Source organism: Amycolatopsis melonis (assembly GCF_040064235.1).
GTDB classification, from domain to species: Bacteria; Actinomycetota; Actinomycetes; order Mycobacteriales; family Pseudonocardiaceae; genus Amycolatopsis; species Amycolatopsis melonis.
In genome coordinates, this window is the sequence record NZ_JBDZYD010000003.1 from 527,302 (window position 1) to 545,830 (window position 18,529).

The 18,529-nt window shown below is 70.7% G+C and carries 13 protein-coding genes; 5 read left to right on the plus strand and 8 right to left on the minus strand.

The genetic code is table 11. The features are described 5' to 3' along the window. Positions 1 to 38: 38 nt before the first annotated feature. The 5 genes from ABJI51_RS10485 to ABJI51_RS10505 all read right to left on the minus strand — a co-directional run bounded on the left by ABJI51_RS10485 (position 39) and on the right by ABJI51_RS10505 (position 6,464). Positions 39 to 716 carry an SDR family oxidoreductase gene (locus tag ABJI51_RS10485; protein ID WP_348949586.1) on the minus strand — a complete coding sequence of 226 codons (678 nt, stop codon included), beginning with the start codon at positions 714 to 716 and terminating at the stop codon, positions 39 to 41. Next, on the minus strand, positions 713 to 2,335 hold the full coding sequence (locus tag ABJI51_RS10490; protein WP_348949588.1) for a DUF7850 domain-containing protein: 1,623 nt from the start codon (positions 2,333 to 2,335) through the stop codon (positions 713 to 715). The genes ABJI51_RS10485 and ABJI51_RS10490 overlap by 4 nt, the downstream gene beginning before the upstream one ends. A gap of 178 nt (positions 2,336 to 2,513) precedes the next feature. Continuing rightward, positions 2,514 to 4,589, minus strand: coding sequence for a PhoX family protein (locus ABJI51_RS10495; RefSeq protein ID WP_348949590.1), 2,076 nt, complete (start codon positions 4,587 to 4,589; stop codon positions 2,514 to 2,516). 142 nt (positions 4,590 to 4,731) lie between these two features. Further along, positions 4,732 to 5,949 carry an MFS transporter gene (locus tag ABJI51_RS10500; protein ID WP_348949591.1) on the minus strand — a complete coding sequence of 406 codons (1,218 nt, stop codon included), beginning with the start codon at positions 5,947 to 5,949 and terminating at the stop codon, positions 4,732 to 4,734. After that, positions 5,946 to 6,464: a MarR family winged helix-turn-helix transcriptional regulator gene (locus tag ABJI51_RS10505; protein WP_348949593.1), complete on the minus strand. Its 519-nt coding sequence runs from the start codon at positions 6,462 to 6,464 to the stop codon at positions 5,946 to 5,948. Before ABJI51_RS10505 ends, ABJI51_RS10500 begins: the two co-directional genes overlap by 4 nt. Before the next feature lie 66 nt (positions 6,465 to 6,530). Here ABJI51_RS10505 and ABJI51_RS10510 point away from each other — a divergent pair, with 66 nt between their 5' ends. Next, positions 6,531 to 7,169, plus strand: coding sequence for an HAD family hydrolase (locus tag ABJI51_RS10510; protein WP_348949595.1), 639 nt, complete (start codon positions 6,531 to 6,533; stop codon positions 7,167 to 7,169). A gap of 52 nt (positions 7,170 to 7,221) precedes the next feature. Here the strand turns inward: ABJI51_RS10510 and ABJI51_RS10515 are convergent, their stop codons facing one another. Both ABJI51_RS10515 and ABJI51_RS10520 read right to left on the minus strand, forming a co-directional pair. After that, positions 7,222 to 8,310, minus strand: a complete 1,089-nt coding sequence (locus tag ABJI51_RS10515) for an inositol-3-phosphate synthase (protein WP_348949596.1) — start codon at positions 8,308 to 8,310, stop codon at positions 7,222 to 7,224. 70 nt (positions 8,311 to 8,380) lie between these two features. Continuing rightward, entirely contained in the window at positions 8,381 to 8,929 is a 549-nt protein-coding gene (locus ABJI51_RS10520) for a PadR family transcriptional regulator (protein ID WP_348949597.1), read from the minus strand. A gap of 245 nt (positions 8,930 to 9,174) precedes the next feature. Here ABJI51_RS10520 and ABJI51_RS10525 point away from each other — a divergent pair, with 245 nt between their 5' ends. The 4 genes from ABJI51_RS10525 (at position 9,175) to ABJI51_RS10540 (ending at position 17,406) form a co-directional block, all read left to right on the plus strand. Further along, positions 9,175 to 9,570, plus strand: a complete 396-nt coding sequence (locus tag ABJI51_RS10525) for a DUF5318 domain-containing protein (protein WP_348949599.1) — start codon at positions 9,175 to 9,177, stop codon at positions 9,568 to 9,570. Positions 9,571 to 9,637: 67 nt separating this feature from the next. Beyond that, a complete protein-coding gene (locus tag ABJI51_RS10530) occupies positions 9,638 to 12,382 on the plus strand; it encodes a transglycosylase domain-containing protein (protein ID WP_348949601.1) in 2,745 nt (914 codons plus the stop codon). A 142-nt stretch (positions 12,383 to 12,524) separates the two neighbouring features. Further along, a complete protein-coding gene (locus tag ABJI51_RS10535; RefSeq protein WP_431605590.1) occupies positions 12,525 to 14,969 on the plus strand; it encodes a transglycosylase domain-containing protein in 2,445 nt (814 codons plus the stop codon). Between the two features lie 79 nt (positions 14,970 to 15,048). After that, a complete protein-coding gene (locus tag ABJI51_RS10540) occupies positions 15,049 to 17,406 on the plus strand; it encodes a transglycosylase domain-containing protein (RefSeq protein WP_348949602.1) in 2,358 nt (785 codons plus the stop codon). Positions 17,407 to 17,448: 42 nt separating this feature from the next. Here ABJI51_RS10540 and ABJI51_RS10545 read toward each other — a convergent pair whose 3' ends face one another. Beyond that, complete coding sequence (locus ABJI51_RS10545; protein ID WP_348949604.1) at positions 17,449 to 18,495, minus strand: Gfo/Idh/MocA family oxidoreductase; 1,047 nt, start codon at positions 18,493 to 18,495, stop codon at positions 17,449 to 17,451. Between the last annotated feature and the right edge of the window lie 34 nt (positions 18,496 to 18,529).

An 18,529-nucleotide genomic window follows, 5' to 3' on the forward strand; every position in this document is an offset into this window, starting at 1 on the left:
GGAGGCGGCACTTTCACGTGAAAGTGCCGCCTCGCCGGTCAGCGGGGGCGGAGGATGATCTCCGTCGGGTGGGCGTCCGGGGTGGCCGATACCGCCGTCACCACCGCTGTGGCCACCGAGTCTGCCTTCAGCAGGTGCGTTGTGTCGTACTCGCGGCCTTCGCCCGCGAAGATCTCCTGTTGCATCTCCGTGTCCGTGCGGCCCGGGTAGACCGACGTCACGCGGATTTCCGGCTCCTCCTCGCGCAGCGCGTCGGCGAACGCGCGGACCGCGAACTTGCTTGCCGCGTACGGGGACCAGCCGGGGCGGGCCGTTCGGCCTGCTCCCGAGTTGATCACCACCACGTGGCCGCGGGCCGCTCGGAGGGCTGGGAGGAGGAGGCGGGTCAGCTCGACCACCGCCAGTGTGTTGACCTCGAAGTTGGCGCGCCACGCCGACGCGGGCGCTTCCTCGACGCGGCCCAGGCGGGCGACGCCTGCCGAGTGGACCAGGACGTCCAGGGCGGGGATGTCCGACACCGCCGCCTCGAGGGCTGCCGGGTCCGTCAGCTCCACCGGCCATGGCTTGGCGCCCGGGAGTTCCTTCGCCAGCTCGGCCAGTGCGTCGGCGTCGCGGCCGCCGAGCAGGAGGCGGTGCGTCGGGGCCAGCTGGTGGGCCACCGCCGCGCCGATTCCGCGGGAGGCGCCGGTCACCAGGGCGAGGGGAAGATCCGTCATGCCCCCACCGTAACGGCGAACCCCGCGTCCACCGTGCGGTCCTCGCGGCGGCCCGCGCCGAGCTGCCGGACGTCGGTGCAGCCCGTTGCCGGGTCCGCGTCCGAATCCGTGGCGTCGTCGCCCTGGTCCTTCGGGGACGGGTGCAGGCCGGACGGCGGGGTGAAGCACACCTGGTAGCCGCCGTCCTCCAAGCCGTCGAACGCGTACGCGCCGTCCCCGCCCGTCACGACCGTCGCGACCTCGCCGCCCTTCTTCAGCGTCACCTTCACGTCCGCGAGGCCCGGTTCGCCCGGGTCCTGCTGCCCGTCGCCGTCGGTGTCCGACCAGGCGAAGTCGCCGATCCGGTTCGTCGGCGGGGCCAGGCCGACGTCCACCGTGAAGTCCTCGCGGGCCTTGCCGCCCAGGGTGCGTGGTGCCGTGCAGCCGTCGGCGTCCGCGTCGGAGTCGCGGTCGTCGGGCCCGGCGTCCTTGCGGGTCACCGTGAAGTCCGCCGGGACCGCGAAGCACACCTGGTACGTGCCGTCCTTGAGCTTTTCGAAGCCGTACTTGCCGCCTGCGTCGGTCGTCGTGGTGCCGACCGTGCCGCCCGCGCCGTCCTTCAGCGTCACCTTGACGCCCGCGACGCCGGGTTCGTCCGGGTCCTGCAGCCCGTCGCGGTTGCGGTCCACCCAGGCGAAGTCGCCGATCTTCGCGATCGACGGCGGCGGCAGCACGGTGATCGTCGCCGACGCCGTCTTGTCGCCGAGCGTGCCGCCCGGGTAGTGCACGCCGGTGACCTTCGCCGTGTTGACGTGCCCGGTGTCGGCCACGGTGAGGTCCGGGTGGTCGCAGGTCAGCTGCTTGTTCGCGCCCGCGGCGAGCCCGAACGGGGCGAACCGCCCGGTGCACCACGGGTCGGTGACGGTGATCCCGGTCAGCTCCTGCGTGCCCTCGTTGGTGACGGTGATCCGGTAGTGCGCGGTGTCGCCCGCGGTGACCGTCGCGAACGGGCCCCACGCGCCGGTCGCCGGGTTCTGCACTTCCTTCTTCACCGAGTACGCCGCCAGCTGCAGGCCGACGCAGTCCCAGCGCAGCCGCTCGGCGCTCGTCGTGGCGAAGAACTGCACCGCGGCCGCCTTCGCCGGGGCCGTCGTGGCCGGGAAGTCCTGCCGGGCCAGGTGCCCGTCGCTCGCGTTGTGGTCGGCGACCAGCTTCGTCTCCTGCACCTGTCCGCCGGTCGCGTCGAGGAACCGCAGGCCGGTGGCCGGGCCGGTGCCGGGCGCGTGCGCCGCCGTCCAGACGCTGAGCAGGTAGACGCCGCCGGGGACGAACTTCTCGGCCTGGGTGGCGGTGCTGGCCCGGCCGTCCGGGGTCTGGATGACCGCCGACCGCTGCCCGTCGACGGCGTAGGCCTGCTCGGTCAGCAGCCGCGGGGCCTTCGCGGGCGGGGTGCCGGGCGGGACCGGCGCGGCCGGGGTGAACACGTACCCGTCCGGAGCGCCGTTGCGGGCCGTCTCCTCGACACTCGGGTTCGCCGCGATCCCGCCACAGGACGGCCCGGGATCGGCGACGGCCGCGGGCACGACCGTTCCCGAGAGCGCCATCACCGCCACTGCCACCACGCGCGCCGAACGCATCATGCCTCGACTATGGCGCGCGGCACGGGCCCGCACCGGGCGAGAACCGTCCACTTAAGAGTGAACCTTATTCTGGTCAGGCAGGCGCTACGGATCGCGAGCGGTCGCCTGAGGCGACCTCTCGCGCCTGCCGACGGCTGAATAAGGTTCAGTGAACCTCGGCCGGTGCGGGCCCGGTGTGTCAGCGCTCGCCGATGCGCCCCGGCAGCCCGAAGGGGCCCTTCTTCCACACCGAGACGATGGCCGGACGCGGCTGCGCGGTGCCGCCGTCGGGCCAGTGCGACGTCGGGTTCGCGGAGCTGGCCGCGTTCTCGCCCGGGTGCTGCACCGCGACGAGCACCAGGTGGTCCGTCACGACTGGGCCGCACGTCTCGGCACCGACCGGCACCGAGAGGAACTGCTTGACGTGCCCGCGCTCCGGGCCGGTGACCGGCACCGAGAACAGGCCGTCGTTCGCGCCGAGCGCGTTGCCGTCGGTGGCGACCCACAGGTTGCCGTGCCGGTCGAACGCGACGTTGTCCGGGCACGAGATCGGGCTGACCTGGTCCTTGGGGAACCCGCCGAAGTAGGTGTCCGCGGCCTTGGGGTCGCCGCAGACCAGCAGCAGCCGCCAGGAGAACTTCGTCGACGCCGCGTCGCCGCAGTCCTCCTCCCACTCCAGGACGTGGCCGTTCTTGTTGCCGTTGCGCGGGTTGACCTCGTCGACGCCTGCCTTGCCCGCCGCGCCGCGGTCGCTGTTGTTGGTCAGCGCCGCGTAGATCCGGCCGTTGACCGGGTTCGGCTCGATGTCCTCCGGCCGGTCCATCTTCGTCGCGGCGACCTTGTCGGCGGCCTGGCGGGTGAAGACGTAGACCTCCTCGGCGGTGAAGCCGTCCACAAAGGACTTGTCGCCGCCGGCCAGCGGGATCCACTCGCCGGTGCCGTCGAACTCGCCGTCGGCAGGCAGCTTGCCGGTGCCGTCGATCTCGCCCGGGCTGTCGCCGGTGAACCGGGCGACGTACAGCGTGCCCTCGTCGAGCAGCGCCGAGTTGTGCCGCCGCGCGTGCGCGCTCCGGCCGGGCTTGTACTTGCCCTTCGAGACGAACTTGTAGATGTACTCGAAGCGGCTGTCGTCGCCGGAGTAGACGGCGACCCGGCCGTCGGCGGTGATCTTGACGTTCGCGGCCTCGTGCTTGAACCGGCCGAGCGCGGTGTGCTTGACCGGTGTCGAGTTCGGGTCGTTCGGGTCGATTTCGACGACCCAGCCGAACCGGTTCGGCTCGTTGGGCTCCTGCGAGACGTCCCAGCGCTTGTCGAACCGCTCCCACTTGCGGGTGCTCTCGCCCTTGCCGACGCTGTAGCGCTTGAGCCGCTCCGCCGCGACCGGGTCGGTGACCTTGTCGGAGTGCGCGAAGTACTGGTCGAAGTTCTCCTCGCCGGACAGCACCGTGCCCCACGGGGTGACACCGCCGGAGCAGTTGTTCTGCGTGCCGCGGACCCTGCGCCCGGTCGGGTCGGCCGACGTCCGCAGGTACTTCGAGCCGGCGGCCGGGCCGCGGACCTCGAAGATCGTGTCGAGCGTGATCCGGCGGCCGAAGCGGCTCGGGACGACCTCGAGGCCGCCGTGGACCGGGTCGCGGCGGGTCTGCAGCACGGACAGGCCGTGCGCGGCCCAGGCGGTCTTGACCTGCTCCTCGGTCGGGTTGGCCGGGTCGTACTGGTCGGCCGGGAACATGTGGACCTCGGTGGTGTACTCGTGGTTAACCACGAGCAGGTTGGTCAGCCCCAGCGGGTCCTGCGGGATGAGCCCGACGAAGTCGTTGTTGTAGCCGAACTGCTTGGCCTGCGCGGCCGCGGTCTGCCTGGTGAAGTCGAACTTCGGCGCGCCGGCGACGACCGGGTCGCCCCAGCGGACGACGACGCGCTGGGCGTAGCCGTCGGGGATGCTGACCGCGTCGAGCTTGTTCGGCGGGACCGGGTCGAAGTCGGTGCCTGGCACCGGACGCGCGGGCTTGGCCGCGGGACCGGCGAGCGGAGCGGGTGCGGCGGCCGCGGTGCCCGTCGAGAGCGCGGCGAACCCGCCCGCGGCGGCGGCCATCACGGCGCCCGCCTTGAAGACGCGGCGGCGGGAGATGTCCTTGACCACGTCGCCGAAGTACTCGTTCCCGGAGTCGTTCGCCTCGGGGTGCGCGCAGGCGTTGCCGCAGCGGTACTCGCAGGTGACCGGGGAACGGCCGCCCGGATGAGCGGGGAACAGCGGGAGCAGGCGGTCGGGCACAGCGCCTCCATGGTGGGAATTCGGGAACGAAGCGAACCTAAGTGCCGAAAACCAGCCTTTCCGGACTTCTGGGTGAACAACGGGTGTACAACACGACAGCCCCGGGACACGGATCCCGGGGCTGTCACGGTGGGTGCGGAGCTCAGAACTCTTCGCCGACGAGGGCCGCTTCCTGCGGCAGCGTGTGCGGGTCGGCCTGCCGCTCGCGCAGCGAGAGCAGCGCGCCCGCGACGACGCACAGCACGGCCGAGGCGACGAACGGCGCCTGTGGCGAGCCGAACCACTCGGCGACGTGCCCGACGAGCGTCGCGGCGACCGCACCGCCGAGCCAGCGGCAGAAGTTGTAGCCCGCGCTGGCGACCGGGCGCGGCGCGTCGCTGATCGACATCGCCGTGCCGGTGAACAGGGTGTTCAGCAGGCCGGACACCAGGCCGGAGACGATGATCCCGGCCACCAGCACCGGCTTGCCGGGCACGGCCAGCACCAGCATCAGCACGGCGTAACCGAAGACGGCGGCCGAGGCGGCGTGCCGCTCGCCGAGCCGGGCGGCCAGCCGCGGGGCTAGGGCGACACCGGCGACCGCGACGCACAGGCCCCAGCCGCAGAAGACCAGCCCGACGGCGATCGCGTTCCAGCCGAGGACGAACGGCGACCAGGCCAGCACGGCGAAGAACGCGGCCGTGTACAGCGCCGACGCGACCGACGTCCGCAGGAGACCGGGGTGCTTCAGCGCGCGGAGCGGGTCGAGCAGCTTGACCGGGGTGCGCCTGTCGCGCGCGTCGCTCTTCAGAAACATCGCGCACAGCACGAGCGCGCCCGCCATGAGGATCGCGGTGCCGAGGAACGGGCCCCGCCACGAGATGCTGCCGAGCAGCGCGCCCAGCAGCGGGCCGACCGACAGGCCGAGCCCGAGCGCGGCCTCGTAGAGCAGGATCGCGCCGGACTGGCCGCCGGTCGCGGCACCGACGATGACCGAAAGCGCCGTCGCGATGAAGAAGGCGTTGCCGAGGCCCCAGACCGCACGCAGGCCGACGAGCTGCTCGATCGAGCCGGCGGCCGCGCAGAGGGCGGTGGCCGCGACGATCAGCGTGAGCCCGGCGAGGACGGTGCGCTTCGCCCCGAAGCGGGCACTCGCGGCACCGGTGACCAGCATCGCGACGACCTGGACGCCGAGGTAGGACGAGAACAGCAGGGTGACCTGGGACGGCGTCGCGTCCAGCCCCTTGGCGATGGACAGCAGGATCGGGTCGACCAGGCCGATCCCCATGAAGGCGATGACCGCGGCGAACGCGGTGATCCACACCTGCTTGGGCTGGCCCTTGACCGCGTCCAGCAGGCTCGGGTGGTGTTCAGCGCTCATCGCTGATCAGTTCCTCCTTCTTGGTGTCGACCAGCTGTGTCTTCTGGGACCGAGCCCCAGACCCCAGCCGGGGGGCGAGCCCCCCCTGGACCCCCCACAAGCAATTTGGCGAGAGCGGGCAGGGCGGCTTCGATCGCGGCGCGGTCGGCTTCGTCCATGGCGATCAGCCGCTCGCGGAGGAACTCCTCGCGAGCCGTCACCAGTTCGGCGTAAAAACGCAGGCCCTCGTCGGTGACTTCGACCAGCACCGCCCGCCGGTCGGCGGGGTCCGGACGGCGCGTGGCGAGCCCGAGCCGTTCGAGCCGCCCGACGACGTCGGTCATCGACGGCAGCCTGACCCGTTCGAACTCGGCGAGCGCGCTCATCCGCTGCGGACCGCTGTGGACCAGCTCACTCAGCACCGAGCCCTGGGTGAGGGTCAGCGTCAGCTGCGGCGTCTGGCGGCGCACCTGGTGGTAGAGCCGGAAGACCAGCGGCCGCAGCCGGTGGGCGAGGTCGGTGATCGCGGAAGTCACTTAGCCAGGCTAACAAAAATTAGTAAGCGTAGCTAAGTAAGTCGGCTCACAGGCTACGCTCGGGGCATGGACGCGGTGATCTTCGACCTCGACGGCGTGCTGGTGGACTCCGAGCGGATCTGGGACGAAGTGCGGCGCGCGGTCGTCGCCGAGCACGGCGGCACCTGGCGCGAGGAGGCGACGCGGGCCCTGCAGGGGATGAGCACCCCGGAATGGGCCCGTTACCTGGTGGAAGAGCTGGGCGCGCGGACGACGCCACCGGAGATCGCGACGCTGGTCGTCAAGCGGATGGCCGCCCGGTATGCCGCGGAGCCGCCGCTGATCCCGGGTGCCGTGGAGGTCGTGCGCCAGGTGTCGAACCGGTGGCCGGTGGCGATCGCCAGCTCGTCGCCGGTGATCCTGATCAAGGGCTTCCTCGACGTGACGGGCCTGCCGGTCGGGGCGGCCGTGTCGTCCGAACAGGTCGGCGCGGGAAAGCCCGCGCCGGATGTGTACCTGCGGGCGGCCGAGCTGCTGGGCGTGCCGCCGTCGGAGTGCGCGGCCGTGGAGGACACGACGAACGGGCTGCGGTCCGCGATGGCGGCGGGGATGGCCGTGTACGCGGTGCCGAACCCGCACTTCCCGCCCGACCCGGAGGTGCTGAAGCAGGCCACGGCGGTGGTGGAGAAGATCACCGGCCTGCCCGGGGCACTCGGGCTCGGCTGAACGCGAAAGGAGGCCGCCACCCACGTGGGTGACGGCCTCCTGCGAGACTTGCTTACCGCTCGACTTCGCCGCGGATGAACTTCTCCACCGCGTCGCGGGCGGTCGCGTCGTCGTACTGCTCCGGCGGCGACTTCATGAAGTACGAGGACGCCGACAGGATCGGGCCGCCGATGCCGCGGTCGAGGGCGATCTTCGCCGCGCGGACCGCGTCGATGATGATGCCCGCCGAGTTCGGGGAGTCCCAGACCTCGAGCTTGTACTCCAGGTTCAGCGGGACGTCGCCGAACGCGCGGCCCTCGAGCCGGACGTAGGCCCACTTGCGGTCGTCGAGCCACTGCACGTAGTCCGACGGTCCGATGTGGACGTTGCCCTTGCCCAGCTCGCGGTCGACCTGCGAGGTCACCGACTGGGTCTTGGAGATCTTCTTCGACTCGAGCCGCTCCAGCTCCTTCATGTTCAGGAAGTCCATGTTCCCGCCCACGTTGAGCTGCATCGTCCGGTCGAGCTGGACGCCGCGGTCCTCGAACAGCTTCGCCAGCACGCGGTGCGTGATGGTCGCGCCGACCTGGGACTTGATGTCGTCACCGACGATCGGGACACCCGCGGCGCGGAACTTCTCCGCCCACTCCGGGTCGGAGGCGATGAACACCGGCAGCGCGTTGACGAACGCCACGCCGGCGTCGATCGCGCACTGGGCGTAGAACTTGTCGGCCTCTTCCGAGCCCACCGGCAGGTACGACACGAGCACGTCGGCCTGCGCCTCGCGCAGCGCGGCGACGACGTCGACCGGGGTCTCGTCGGACTCCTCGATCGTCTCGCGGTAGAAACGGCCGAGCCCGTCGTGGGTGTGACCGCGCTGGACGGTGACGCCGAGCGGCGGCACGTCGGCGATCTTGATCGTGTTGTTCTCCGAGGCGAAGATCGCCTCGGACAGGTCGCGGCTGACCTTCTTGGCGTCCACGTCGAACGCGGCGACGAACTCGATGTCGCGGACGTGGTACCCGCCGAAGTCGACGTGCATCAGACCGGGGACGCGGGTGGCCGGGTCCGCGTCGCGGTAGTACTGGACACCCTGGACCAGCGACGCCGCGCAGTTGCCGACGCCCACGATGGCCACCCGTACGCGGCGGTTGTCGCCCATGGGAGGTTTCTCCTTCAATCCGTCTGTCAGTAGGTCTGGTGCCGCGACGCTGCGGCCCGCGCCGGGTGGCTCAGGGCGTTTCCGGCCCCTGCCGTTCGGCTTGTTCGTGCGCGATCAGCTCGTTGAGCCAGCGCACCTCCCGCTCGCTCGTCTCCAGCCCCAGCCGGTGCAGCTCGCGGGTGTAGCGATCGATCTTCTCCTCGGCCCTCGCCAGTGCCGCACGCAGACCTTCCCGGCGTTCCTCGACCCGGCGGCGGCGGCCCTCGAGGATCCGCATCCGCACGTCGGCCGGGGTCCGCGAGAAGAAGGCCAGGTGGACACCGAACCCCTCGTCGTCCCAGGTCTGCGGCCCGGCGTCGCCGAGCAGCTCGCCGAAGCGCTCCTTGCCCTCCGCGGTGAGCTTGTAGACCCGCCGTCCGCGCCGCGACCACGCCCGGTCGTCGGCTTCGTCCAGCTCCTCCACGAGGTACCCGGCCCTCAGCAGCCTCCGCAGGGTCGGGTACAGCGAGCCGTACGAGAACGTCCGGAACGTGCCGAGCGTCTCGTGCAGCCGCTTGCGCAGCACGTACCCGTGCATGGGCGCTTCGTGCAGGAGGCCGAGGATCGCGAACTCCAGCACCGGGCACCCCCTTCCGGGAACAAACCGAGACGACGGGCGTTGCTCCGAACGATCGCCTCGATCCAACCTACTCAGCCACTATATCGCGCCGATACATCGAAGTGGCGAAGCTAACCTCCGCCGGGTACCCATCGGGGTCGAAATTCACCGGAGAGTTATCGAATGTCCGGCGTGTCCGCGCCGGTCCGGGGCCCGCGGGCGCTAGGGGGCGTGGACGACACAGGAAGAGCCCGTACTCTGTCCTGGTGATTAACCAGCGGCAGGTCGTGGACTACGCGCTGCAGCGCCGTGCGCTGCTCGCCGAAGTCCGGTCCGGGCGCGTCGGCAGCTTCGAAGCCTGCGACGCGAGCCCGTACCTGCTGCGGGCGGCGAAGTTCCACGGCCGGGCCGGTGACCTGCCCTGCCCGATCTGCCGCCAGGAGCCGCTGACCCTGGTGTCCTGGGTCTACGGCGACGAACTCAAGCACGTCGCGGGCTCGGCGAGGTCCCCCGAAGAGCTGGCCAGGATGGCCGGCCTGTTCGCCGAGTTCACCGTGTACGACGTCGAGGTGTGCCGGGCGTGCCACTGGAACCACCTGGTCCGGTCGTACGTCCTCGGCACGGGAGAACCGGCCGGTCCGCGAAGGACCACGGGCCGGTGAGCTGGATCACTACCGCTGAAGAGCGCAGAACGGCGTCCCACCGGGCGCCGGTCTGGGAGGCCCATTCGTGAACGACGACCGCAACCGCTCCTGGCCCGGCCAGGAGCCAGATGCACCTCGCCGTGCCCAGTCCGGCCCGTGGCCGGGAGAGGATCCCGGACCGGCGTGGCCCGGCGAAGAAGCCCCCCGCCGCCCGCAGCGCAGCACCCCGCCCCGAGGCGTCCCCCGCGGTGGCGGCGCGCCCGAGTGGCCGTCCGGGGACGAAGGCGGTCCCCAGTGGCCGGGCGAGGAGCCGCCCCGGCGCCCGCAGCGGCCCCGCCAGCAGGGCATGCCGCCGCGGCGGCCGGTCCCGCCGCCGGGCCAGCGTCCCCAGCAGGGCCCGCCGCCCGGGTCGCCGCCGCAGGGCTTCCGGCAGCCGCCGCCCGGACGGCGTCCGGCACCCCCGCCCCCGGAGCAGCGCGAACCGGACCTGATCACCCACCACGCGCACAACGGCACCGACGACTTCGGCCGCGACCCGTACGACGACGGCTACGAGGACGCCGCGTTCAACGAGTTCGCCGACGACGTCGAGCCCCAGGAGGAGCTGGACGAAAAGGGCAAGAAGGTCCTCACGCCGGCGCAGCGCAAGAAGCGCCGGTGGAAGATCGTCCGGCGGGTCGCCTACGCCTTCGTCGGGCTCTTCTTCGTCGTGCCCGCGATCGCGTTCGTCATCACCTACTTCCTCGTCGACGTGCCGACGCCGGAAAGCATCAAGTCGCTGCAGAACCAGCCGGTCACCTACTTCGACGCCAACGGCCAGGTGATGGGCCGGGAACTGCCGCCGGGCGGCGACCGCCAGCTGCTCAAGCCGGGCGAAGTGCCCGAGGTCGTCAAGCACGCGGTGTACGCGGCGGAGGACGCGACGTTCGAGACCAACTCCGGCTTCGACGTCACCGGCATCCTGCGCGCGGTCTACAACCAGGTCACCGGCGGGCAGGGCGGTGGCTCGACCATCTCCCAGCAGTACATCAAGCAGGCGACGCAGAACGACGCCCCGACGCTGACGCGCAAGTGGACCGAGCTGGCCAAGTCGTTCAAGATGAACAACCAGCAGTCCAAGGAAGAGATCATCACTTCCTACCTGAACATCGTCTACTTCGGACGCGGCGCGAACGGCATCCAGGCGGCCGCGAAGGCCTACTTCAACAAGGACGCCAAGGACCTCAACGCCTCCGAAGCCGCGTTGCTGGCCGGCCTGATCCAGGGCCCGAGCCGCTCGGAGAACCAGAACTACGCGCAGAAGCGCTGGGCGTACGTGATGGACCAGATGGTCGCCAACAAGTGGCTCCGCGCGGACGAGCGCGCCACCTTCCAGTTCCCGACGCCGATCCCGAAGAACGCCAACAAGGAGCAGAACTCGGGCAAGATGACCTACCAGCTCCAGCAGCGCATCAAGGACGAGCTGGCGGCGAAGGGCTACGACGAGAACAAGCTGTTCTCCACCGGCGCCAAGATCTACACCACGATCGACCCGGCCGCGCAGGACGCCGCGGAGCAGGCCGCCCAGGAGGGCATGAAGGGCCAGACGGACGAGAACCTGCTGAACGCGCTCGTCGCGGTCAACCCCAAGACCGGTGGCGTGATCGCCTACTACGGCGGACCGGAGCTGGTGAAGGACGCGAACGGCAAGGACCAGATCGGCCAGGACCGGGCCAACCAGGCACGGAACCCCGGCTCGTCGATGAAGGCCTTCGACCTCACCGCGTTCCTCAAGATGGGCAAGGGGCTCGGCGAGACGTTCGACGGCTCCAACAACCGGGTGCTCGGCGGCCGCGTCGTCCGGAACGCGGGTGACAGCGCCACGTGCGGCAAGGAGTGCACCGTCGCCGAGGCGATGGAGCGGTCCACGAACACCGTGTTCTACGACATGGTGCTGAACGTGACGAAGCCGTCGCGGGTCGCGGAGGCGGCGAAGGAAGCCGGCGTCAAGGTCGCCCCGGCAGGCAAGAGCGTCCTCTACACCGACGACAACAACATCTCCCTCGGCGGTGGCGGCACGGCCGTGACGCCGGAGGACATGGCGGCCGCGTACGCGAGTTTCGCCAGCGGCGGTGTCTACCACGAGCAGCACTTCGTCGCGAAGCTGACGAACGCGCAGGACGAGGTCGAGTTCGACGAGAACAACGTCAAGACCAACCCGGCGTTCGACGACGACGCGGGCAAGAGCCAGCAGATCGCGGGCAACGTCACCGAGGCGCTCAAGCCGGTCATCACGCACTCGAACCTCAAGTGCCCGGCGGGCCACGAGTGCGCGGGCAAGACCGGTACGCAGCAGTACACCGCACGGGACGGTGACCCGGCGGCGTACAAGGACCGCAACGCGCAGACGTGGATGGTCGGCTACACGCCGTCCGTGTCGGCCGCGGTCTGGGTCGGTGGCGACGGCAACAAGCCGCTGCACGACCCGCGGAACAAGCCGATCTTCGGTGCCACCATCGCCGGTCCGACGTGGCAGAACTTCCTCAACCTCTACCTCAAGGGCAAGCCGCCGGAGAAGTTCGACAAGGTGCAGCCGATCGGCAAGGACGTCAACGACGTGACCACCACGCCGACGAAGCCCTCGGACACGCCGACCACGACGACGACCCCGCCGACCACGACGACCCCGCCGAGCACCGAGCCGTCGGAGACCGAGTCGGAGACGACGACGCCGCGGACCCGGCCGTCCCGGCCCGGGCCGGGCGAGACGCCGACGTTCCCGTTCGGCAACACCTCCGGCTCGGGTGGTGGTGGCGGGCTCGCCGCGCCACCAGGCGGCCGCCGCGGTTGATTCCCGGGGTCCTTCGCGAACACGCGAAGGACCCCGGTTTCGTTCCGGGAGGGATCTTTCCGGCCCCCCCGGGGCGTTTCGTGCGTCCTTGTGAGAAAAGGGGTGGCGATTGCCGCTGCCCACGTCACCTGGAGGACTGCCCGTGCCCGACGATCGATCCCGCTCCTGGCCCGGCCAGGGTCCCGATCCGCGGCGTCGTGGGCCGTCCGCACCCCAGGGCCCGTACGGCCAGGCACCGCGGCGCCCGGTCCCGCCGCCGCCCGGCCGCCCGCAGCAGCCGCCGCAGCAGCGGGCCTACCGGCCGGAGCCGCCGCCGATGAGCGGCGGGCCGGAGCTGATGACGCACCACGCGTACGACGAGCCGGACGACGGCTACGACGTCGAGCCCGAAAGCGACGAAAAACCGGCACTGACCCCGGCACAGCGCAAGAAGAGACGCTGGAAGATCATCCGGCGGGTCGCCTACGGCTTCTTCGGGCTCTTCTTCGTGCTGCCCGCGATCGCGTTCGTCATCACGTACTTCCTCGTCGACGTGCCCTCGCCGACCGAGGTCGCGCAGAGCCAGAGCCAGGCCGTCACCTACCTCTACGCCGACGGCTCGCCGATGGGCAAGGACGTGCCCCGCGGCGGCAACCGGGTGCTGCTGAGCCCGGACCAGATCCCCGACGTCATGAAGCACGCGGCGATCGCGACCGAGGACGACTCGTTCGAGACCAACTCCGGGTTCGACGTCGGCGGCCTGCTGCGCGCGGTCTACAACCAGGTCACCGGCGGCGTCGGCGGCGGATCGACGATCTCCCAGCAATACATCAAGAAGGCCACCGACAACGACGCGCCCACGCTGACGCGCAAGTGGACCGAGCTGGCCAAGTCCTTCAAGATGAACCAGACGTACGAGAAGAAGGACATCATCACCGCGTACCTGAACATCATCTACTTCGGACGCGGGGCGTACGGGGTCGGCGCGGCTTCGCAGGCGTTCTTCCACAAGGAAGCCAAGGACCTCAGCTTCTCGGAAGCCGCGCTGCTGGCCGGCCTGATCCAGCAGCCGGGCCGCTCGGAGAACCCGAAGGTCGCGCACGACCGCTGGAACACCGCGCTCGACCGGATGGTGAAGAACAACTACATCAGCGCGGCCGACCGCGCGGCGGCGCAGTTCCCGACGCCGATCCCGCTGGAGGACAGCAAGCAGCAGGCAGGCGCGCCGCCCGCGTTCGTCGTGCGGCAGGTCAAGGACGAGCTGGCCGCGCACGACATCCCCGAGGACCGCTACTACTCCAGCGGCTACGTGGTCCAGACGACGATCGACCCGAAGGCGCAGCAGGCCGCGGAAAAGGCCGCCACCGAAGCACTCGAAGGCCAGGTGGACGACAACCTGCTCGACGCGCTCGTCGCCGTCGACACGAAGACCGGCGGCGTCCTCGCCTACTACGGCGGCAAGCCGATCGTGCAGGTCAACGGCCAGGACCAGGCCGGCCGCGACTGGGCGAACACCCCGCAGAACCCGGGCTCGTCGATGAAGCCGTTCGACCTCACCGCGCTGCTCAAGATGGGCAAGGGCCTCGACAGCACCTACGACGGCTCCAACAACCGCACGTTCGACGGCCGCATCGTGCGCAACGCCGGCCCCGGCAGCACCTGCTCGCAGCAGTGCACGGTCGCCGAGGCGATGATGCGCTCGGCGAACACGGTGTTCTACGACATGGTCCTCAACGACACCAAGCAGGGCCCGGTCAAGGAAGCGGCGAAGCAGGCCGGGGTCAAGGTCAAGGAGGACGGCGGCCAGTCGATCATCTCCACCAAGGACAACAACATCTCCCTCGGCGGTGGCGAAACCCAGATCACGCCGCTGGACATGGCTTCGGCGTACGCGACCTTCGCGGCCAACGGGCAGCAGCGCGCCCGGCACTTCGTGCAGAAGGTGACCAACGCGCAGAACGAGGTCGCCTACGAAGCCGCGACGGACGGCAAGGCGGCGTTCGACAGCGACGCGGGCAAGAGCCGCCAGATCGCCGGCAACGTCACCGAGGCGCTGAAGCCGGTCATCGACTTCTCGCACCTGAAGTGCCCGAACGGCCACGAATGCGCGGGCAAGACCGGGACGCAGCAGCACACGAAGGTTGCGGGCGAGCCGTCGTGGGCGGCGAACGCGAACTCCCAGACGTGGATGGTCGGGTACACGCCGTCGGTGTCGGTGGCGGCCTGGGTCGGCGGCGACGGCAACAAGCCGCTGCACGGCAAGGGCAACTCGCCGATCTACGGCTCCACCATCGCCGGCCCGATGTGGCAGAAGTTCCTGTCGCTGTACCTGACCGGCAAGCCCGGCGAGCGGTTCGAGAAGGTGGACCGCATCGGCGGCGAGGTCGCCCCGCCGTCGACGTCCGACGTCGTGACGAGCTCGGACGCGACCCCGACCGGCGAGAACCCCGACGGCAACGGAAACGGCAACGACGACGGCGACCACGGCCGTGGCCACGACCAGGACGGCAGCACCAACCCGTCGACACCGTCGAGCCCGGCGAAGCACACGAAGCCGTCGACACCGCCGAAGGAAACGCCGACCACCGGGGACACCCCGGAGAACTAGCCGGCCTGAACCGCGGTGGGCCGCGGTACGTGTGCCTCGTGAGAGGACTGCGTCCGCAGCCCACCGTGGAGGACGGCCCGTGAACAACGACCGCACCCGCACGTCGCCCGGTCGCGCTGCCGATCCCCGTCGCCGTGCCCGCCGCCCGGTGCGGCGGGCCGGGCTGCTGGGCAGCGAACCGGAGCTGATCACCCACCACGTCCACAACGGCACCGAGCCGGACGATCCGCCGACCGTGCCGATCCTGCGGCCCCGCCGCGGGCAGCCGCCGTCCCGGCCCCGGCCGACCACCGCCGCGGACCTGCGGAAACGCCGGTGGCGGCGGATCCGGCGGATCGCCTACGTCGCCGCGGGCCTGTTCTTCGTCGTCCCCGCGATCGCGTTCCTCGTCACCTACCTCGCCGTCGACGTCCCGTCGCCGGAAAACGTCGCGCAGGCGCAGGGCCAGGCCGTCACCTACCTGTTCAGCGACGGCACCGAGATGGGCAAGGACGTGCCGTCCGGCGGCAACCGGCAGATCCTCGCGCCGAACCAGATTCCCGACGTCGTCAAGAAGGCCGTGATCGCCACCGAGGACGCGTCCTTCGAGACGAACTCCGGCTTCGACGTAAGCGGCATCCTTCGCGCGGCGTACAACCAGGTCACCGGGGGTTCCGGTGGCGGATCGACGATCTCGCAGCAGTACATCAAGAACGCCTCGGGCGACGACGAGCCGACGCTGAGCCGCAAGTGGGTCGAGCTGGCGAAGTCGTTCAAGATGAACCAGACCTACGAGAAGGCGGACATCATCACCGCCTACCTCAACATCATCTACTTCGGCCGCGGCGCCTACGGGATCCAGGCGGCCGCGCAGGCGTTCTTCGGCAAGGACGTCGGGCAGCTCGACTACTCGCAGGCCGCGCTGCTGGCCGGGCTGATCCAGCAGCCGGGCCGCTCGGAGAACACCGCCGTCGCGACGAGCCGGTGGACCACGGCGCTCGACCGGATGCTGAAGAACGGCTACCTGACGCCGGCCCAGCGCGCCGCGGCGAAGTTCCCGGCCCCCATCCCGCTGCGGGAGAGCAGGCAGGCCGGTGCGCTGAACCCGTTCCTCAAGAAGCAGGTGCGGGCCGAGCTGGCCGCGCAGGGCATCGACGAGAAGCAGTACTACTCGGGTGGGTTCCAGGTGTTCACCACCATCGACCCGCGGGCACAGCAGGCGGCCGAAAAGGCCGTCGCCGAGGGGATGGCCGACCAGACCGACGACCGGATCCTCAGCGCGCTGGTGGCGGTCGACCCGAAGACCGGCGGGGTGCTCGCCTACTACGGCGGCGACCCGATCGTGAAGGGCCCGAACGGCGAAGACCAGGCCGGGCGCGACTGGGCCGACGAACCGCACAACCCCGGTTCGTCGATGAAGCCGTTCGACCTGGCCGCGTTCCTCAAGCTCGGCCGCGGCCTCGACGCGCGGTTCGACGGCACCTCACCGCGCACGTTCCCCGGTGTCGACCTGCCGATCCGCAACGCCGGCGACAGCAGCAGCTGCTCGCAGCAGTGCACCGTCGCCGAGGCCATGCAGCGGTCCACGAACACGGTGTTCTACGACATGGTGCTCAACGTGACCAAGCCGTCCGGGGTGGCCGAAGCCGCGCAGGAGGCGGGCATCCGGACCACCGAAAACGGCGGCCGCAGCACGCTGTTCACCGGGGACAACAACATCTCGATCGGCGGCGGCGGCACGCAGGTCACCGCGGCCGACATGGCGTCGGGGTACGCGACGTTCGCGGCGGGCGGTGTCCAGCGCGACCGGCACTTCGTGCAGAAGGTGACCAACGCGAACGGCGAAACCGCCTACGAGGCCAAGATCCGCTCGACCGACGCGTTCGCGGACAACGACCCGCAGAAGAGCGCGCAGATCGCCGGGAACGTGACGGCGGCGCTGGCCCCGGTGATCCCGTTCTCCCGGCTGACCTGCCCGGCGGGTCACGAGTGCGCGGGCAAGACCGGCACGCAGCAGCACACCCCGCAGAACGACGAGCCGGCGTCGGCGGCGAACGCGAACTCCCAGACGTGGATGGTCGGGTACACGCCGTCGGTGTCGGCCGCGGTCTGGGTGGGCGGCGACGGCGACAAGGCCCTGCGCGGCCCGGGCGGCGGCCCGCTGTTCGGCTCGACGCTGGCCGGTCCGATGTGGAACCGGTTCATGCAGCTCTACCTGACCGGCCGCCCGGCCGAACGCTTCACCCGCGTCCAGGCGATCAGCTCACCCCAGGACCGCGTGCAGGTGCAGGTCCAGCCGCAGCAGGAACAACCGCAGCAGCAGCAACAGCAACGGAATTCGGTGGACTTCGGCGATCGCGGCAACCGGCAGCAGAACGACCAGCTGGAGCAGCTGCGCCAGTTCCAGCAGCGGCTCCAGCAGCTGCAGGACCAGCAACGCGGGAGAAGGAGGCCGTGACCCCGGAGCTGGGGGTCACCGAGGTCACGGCCGGTCAGGGGGTCACAGGTCGACGACGGTGCCTTCGACGCCGGAGCGGTGCGCGGCCTCGATGACCCGCAGGGCCTCGACCGCCGACGCGGGATCGACCGGGAACTCGCCTTCGCCGCGCAGCGCGTCGCGGACCTGCGCGTAGAACTGCTCGTAGCGGCCCGTCTCGGTCGGGACGGTCCGGACGTCGCTGCCGACGCCGATGCGGCCCGCGTCCGCGGCGGGTTCCACGCCCCAGCCGTCGTCGCCGGGGCGCATGCCCGCCTTGATCTGGGGTTCCTGCACGTCGAGGCCGTACTTGGTGAACGTCGCCCGGTCGCCGAGGACCCGGAACCGCGGGTTCTGCGTGCCCGCGAGCGCCGACGCCCACAGGTGCGACCGGACCCCGTTCGCGTGGTGCAGCGCGACGAAGACGTCGTCGTCGACCTGGACGCCTTCACGGCGGCGGTCGACCTCGGCGTAGACCCGGGTGACCGGGCCGAACAGCTGCAGCGCCTGGTCGACGATGTGCGCGCCGAGGTCGTAGAGCAGGCCGCCCGCCTCGGCCGGGTCGCCGAACTCGCGCCAGTTGTCCTTGGGCTTGGGGACCCAGCGGTCGTAGCGGGATTCGAAGCGGAACACCTCGCCGAGCCCGCCGGACTCGAGGACCTTCCGCACGGTCAGGAAGTCGGAGTCGAGCCGCCGGTTCTGGAAGACGGTGAGGCCGACGCCCGCCGCCTTCGCCGCGGCGACCACCTGCCCGGCTTCGGCCGCGGTCGGCGCGAACGGCTTGTCGACGACCACCGGCAGGCCCGCCTCGATCGCCCGCAGCGCGAGCGGCACGTGCGTGCGGTTCGGCGTGCTGACCACGACGAGGTCGAGGTCGGCGGCCCGCGCGAACAGCGCGTCGGCGTCCGGCACGACCTCGGCGTCCGGGTGGTCGATGCGGGCCTGTGCCGCGTTGCCGGACGTCGTGATCACCGCCGGGGTCAGCCCGGGCGTCGCGGCGACCAGCGGCGCGTGGAAGACGCGACCGCCGATGCCGTAGCCGAGGATGCCCACCCGGAAGTCACGTGCCATGCCCGCCATTAAACAACAGCGTTGCCTAATTGAC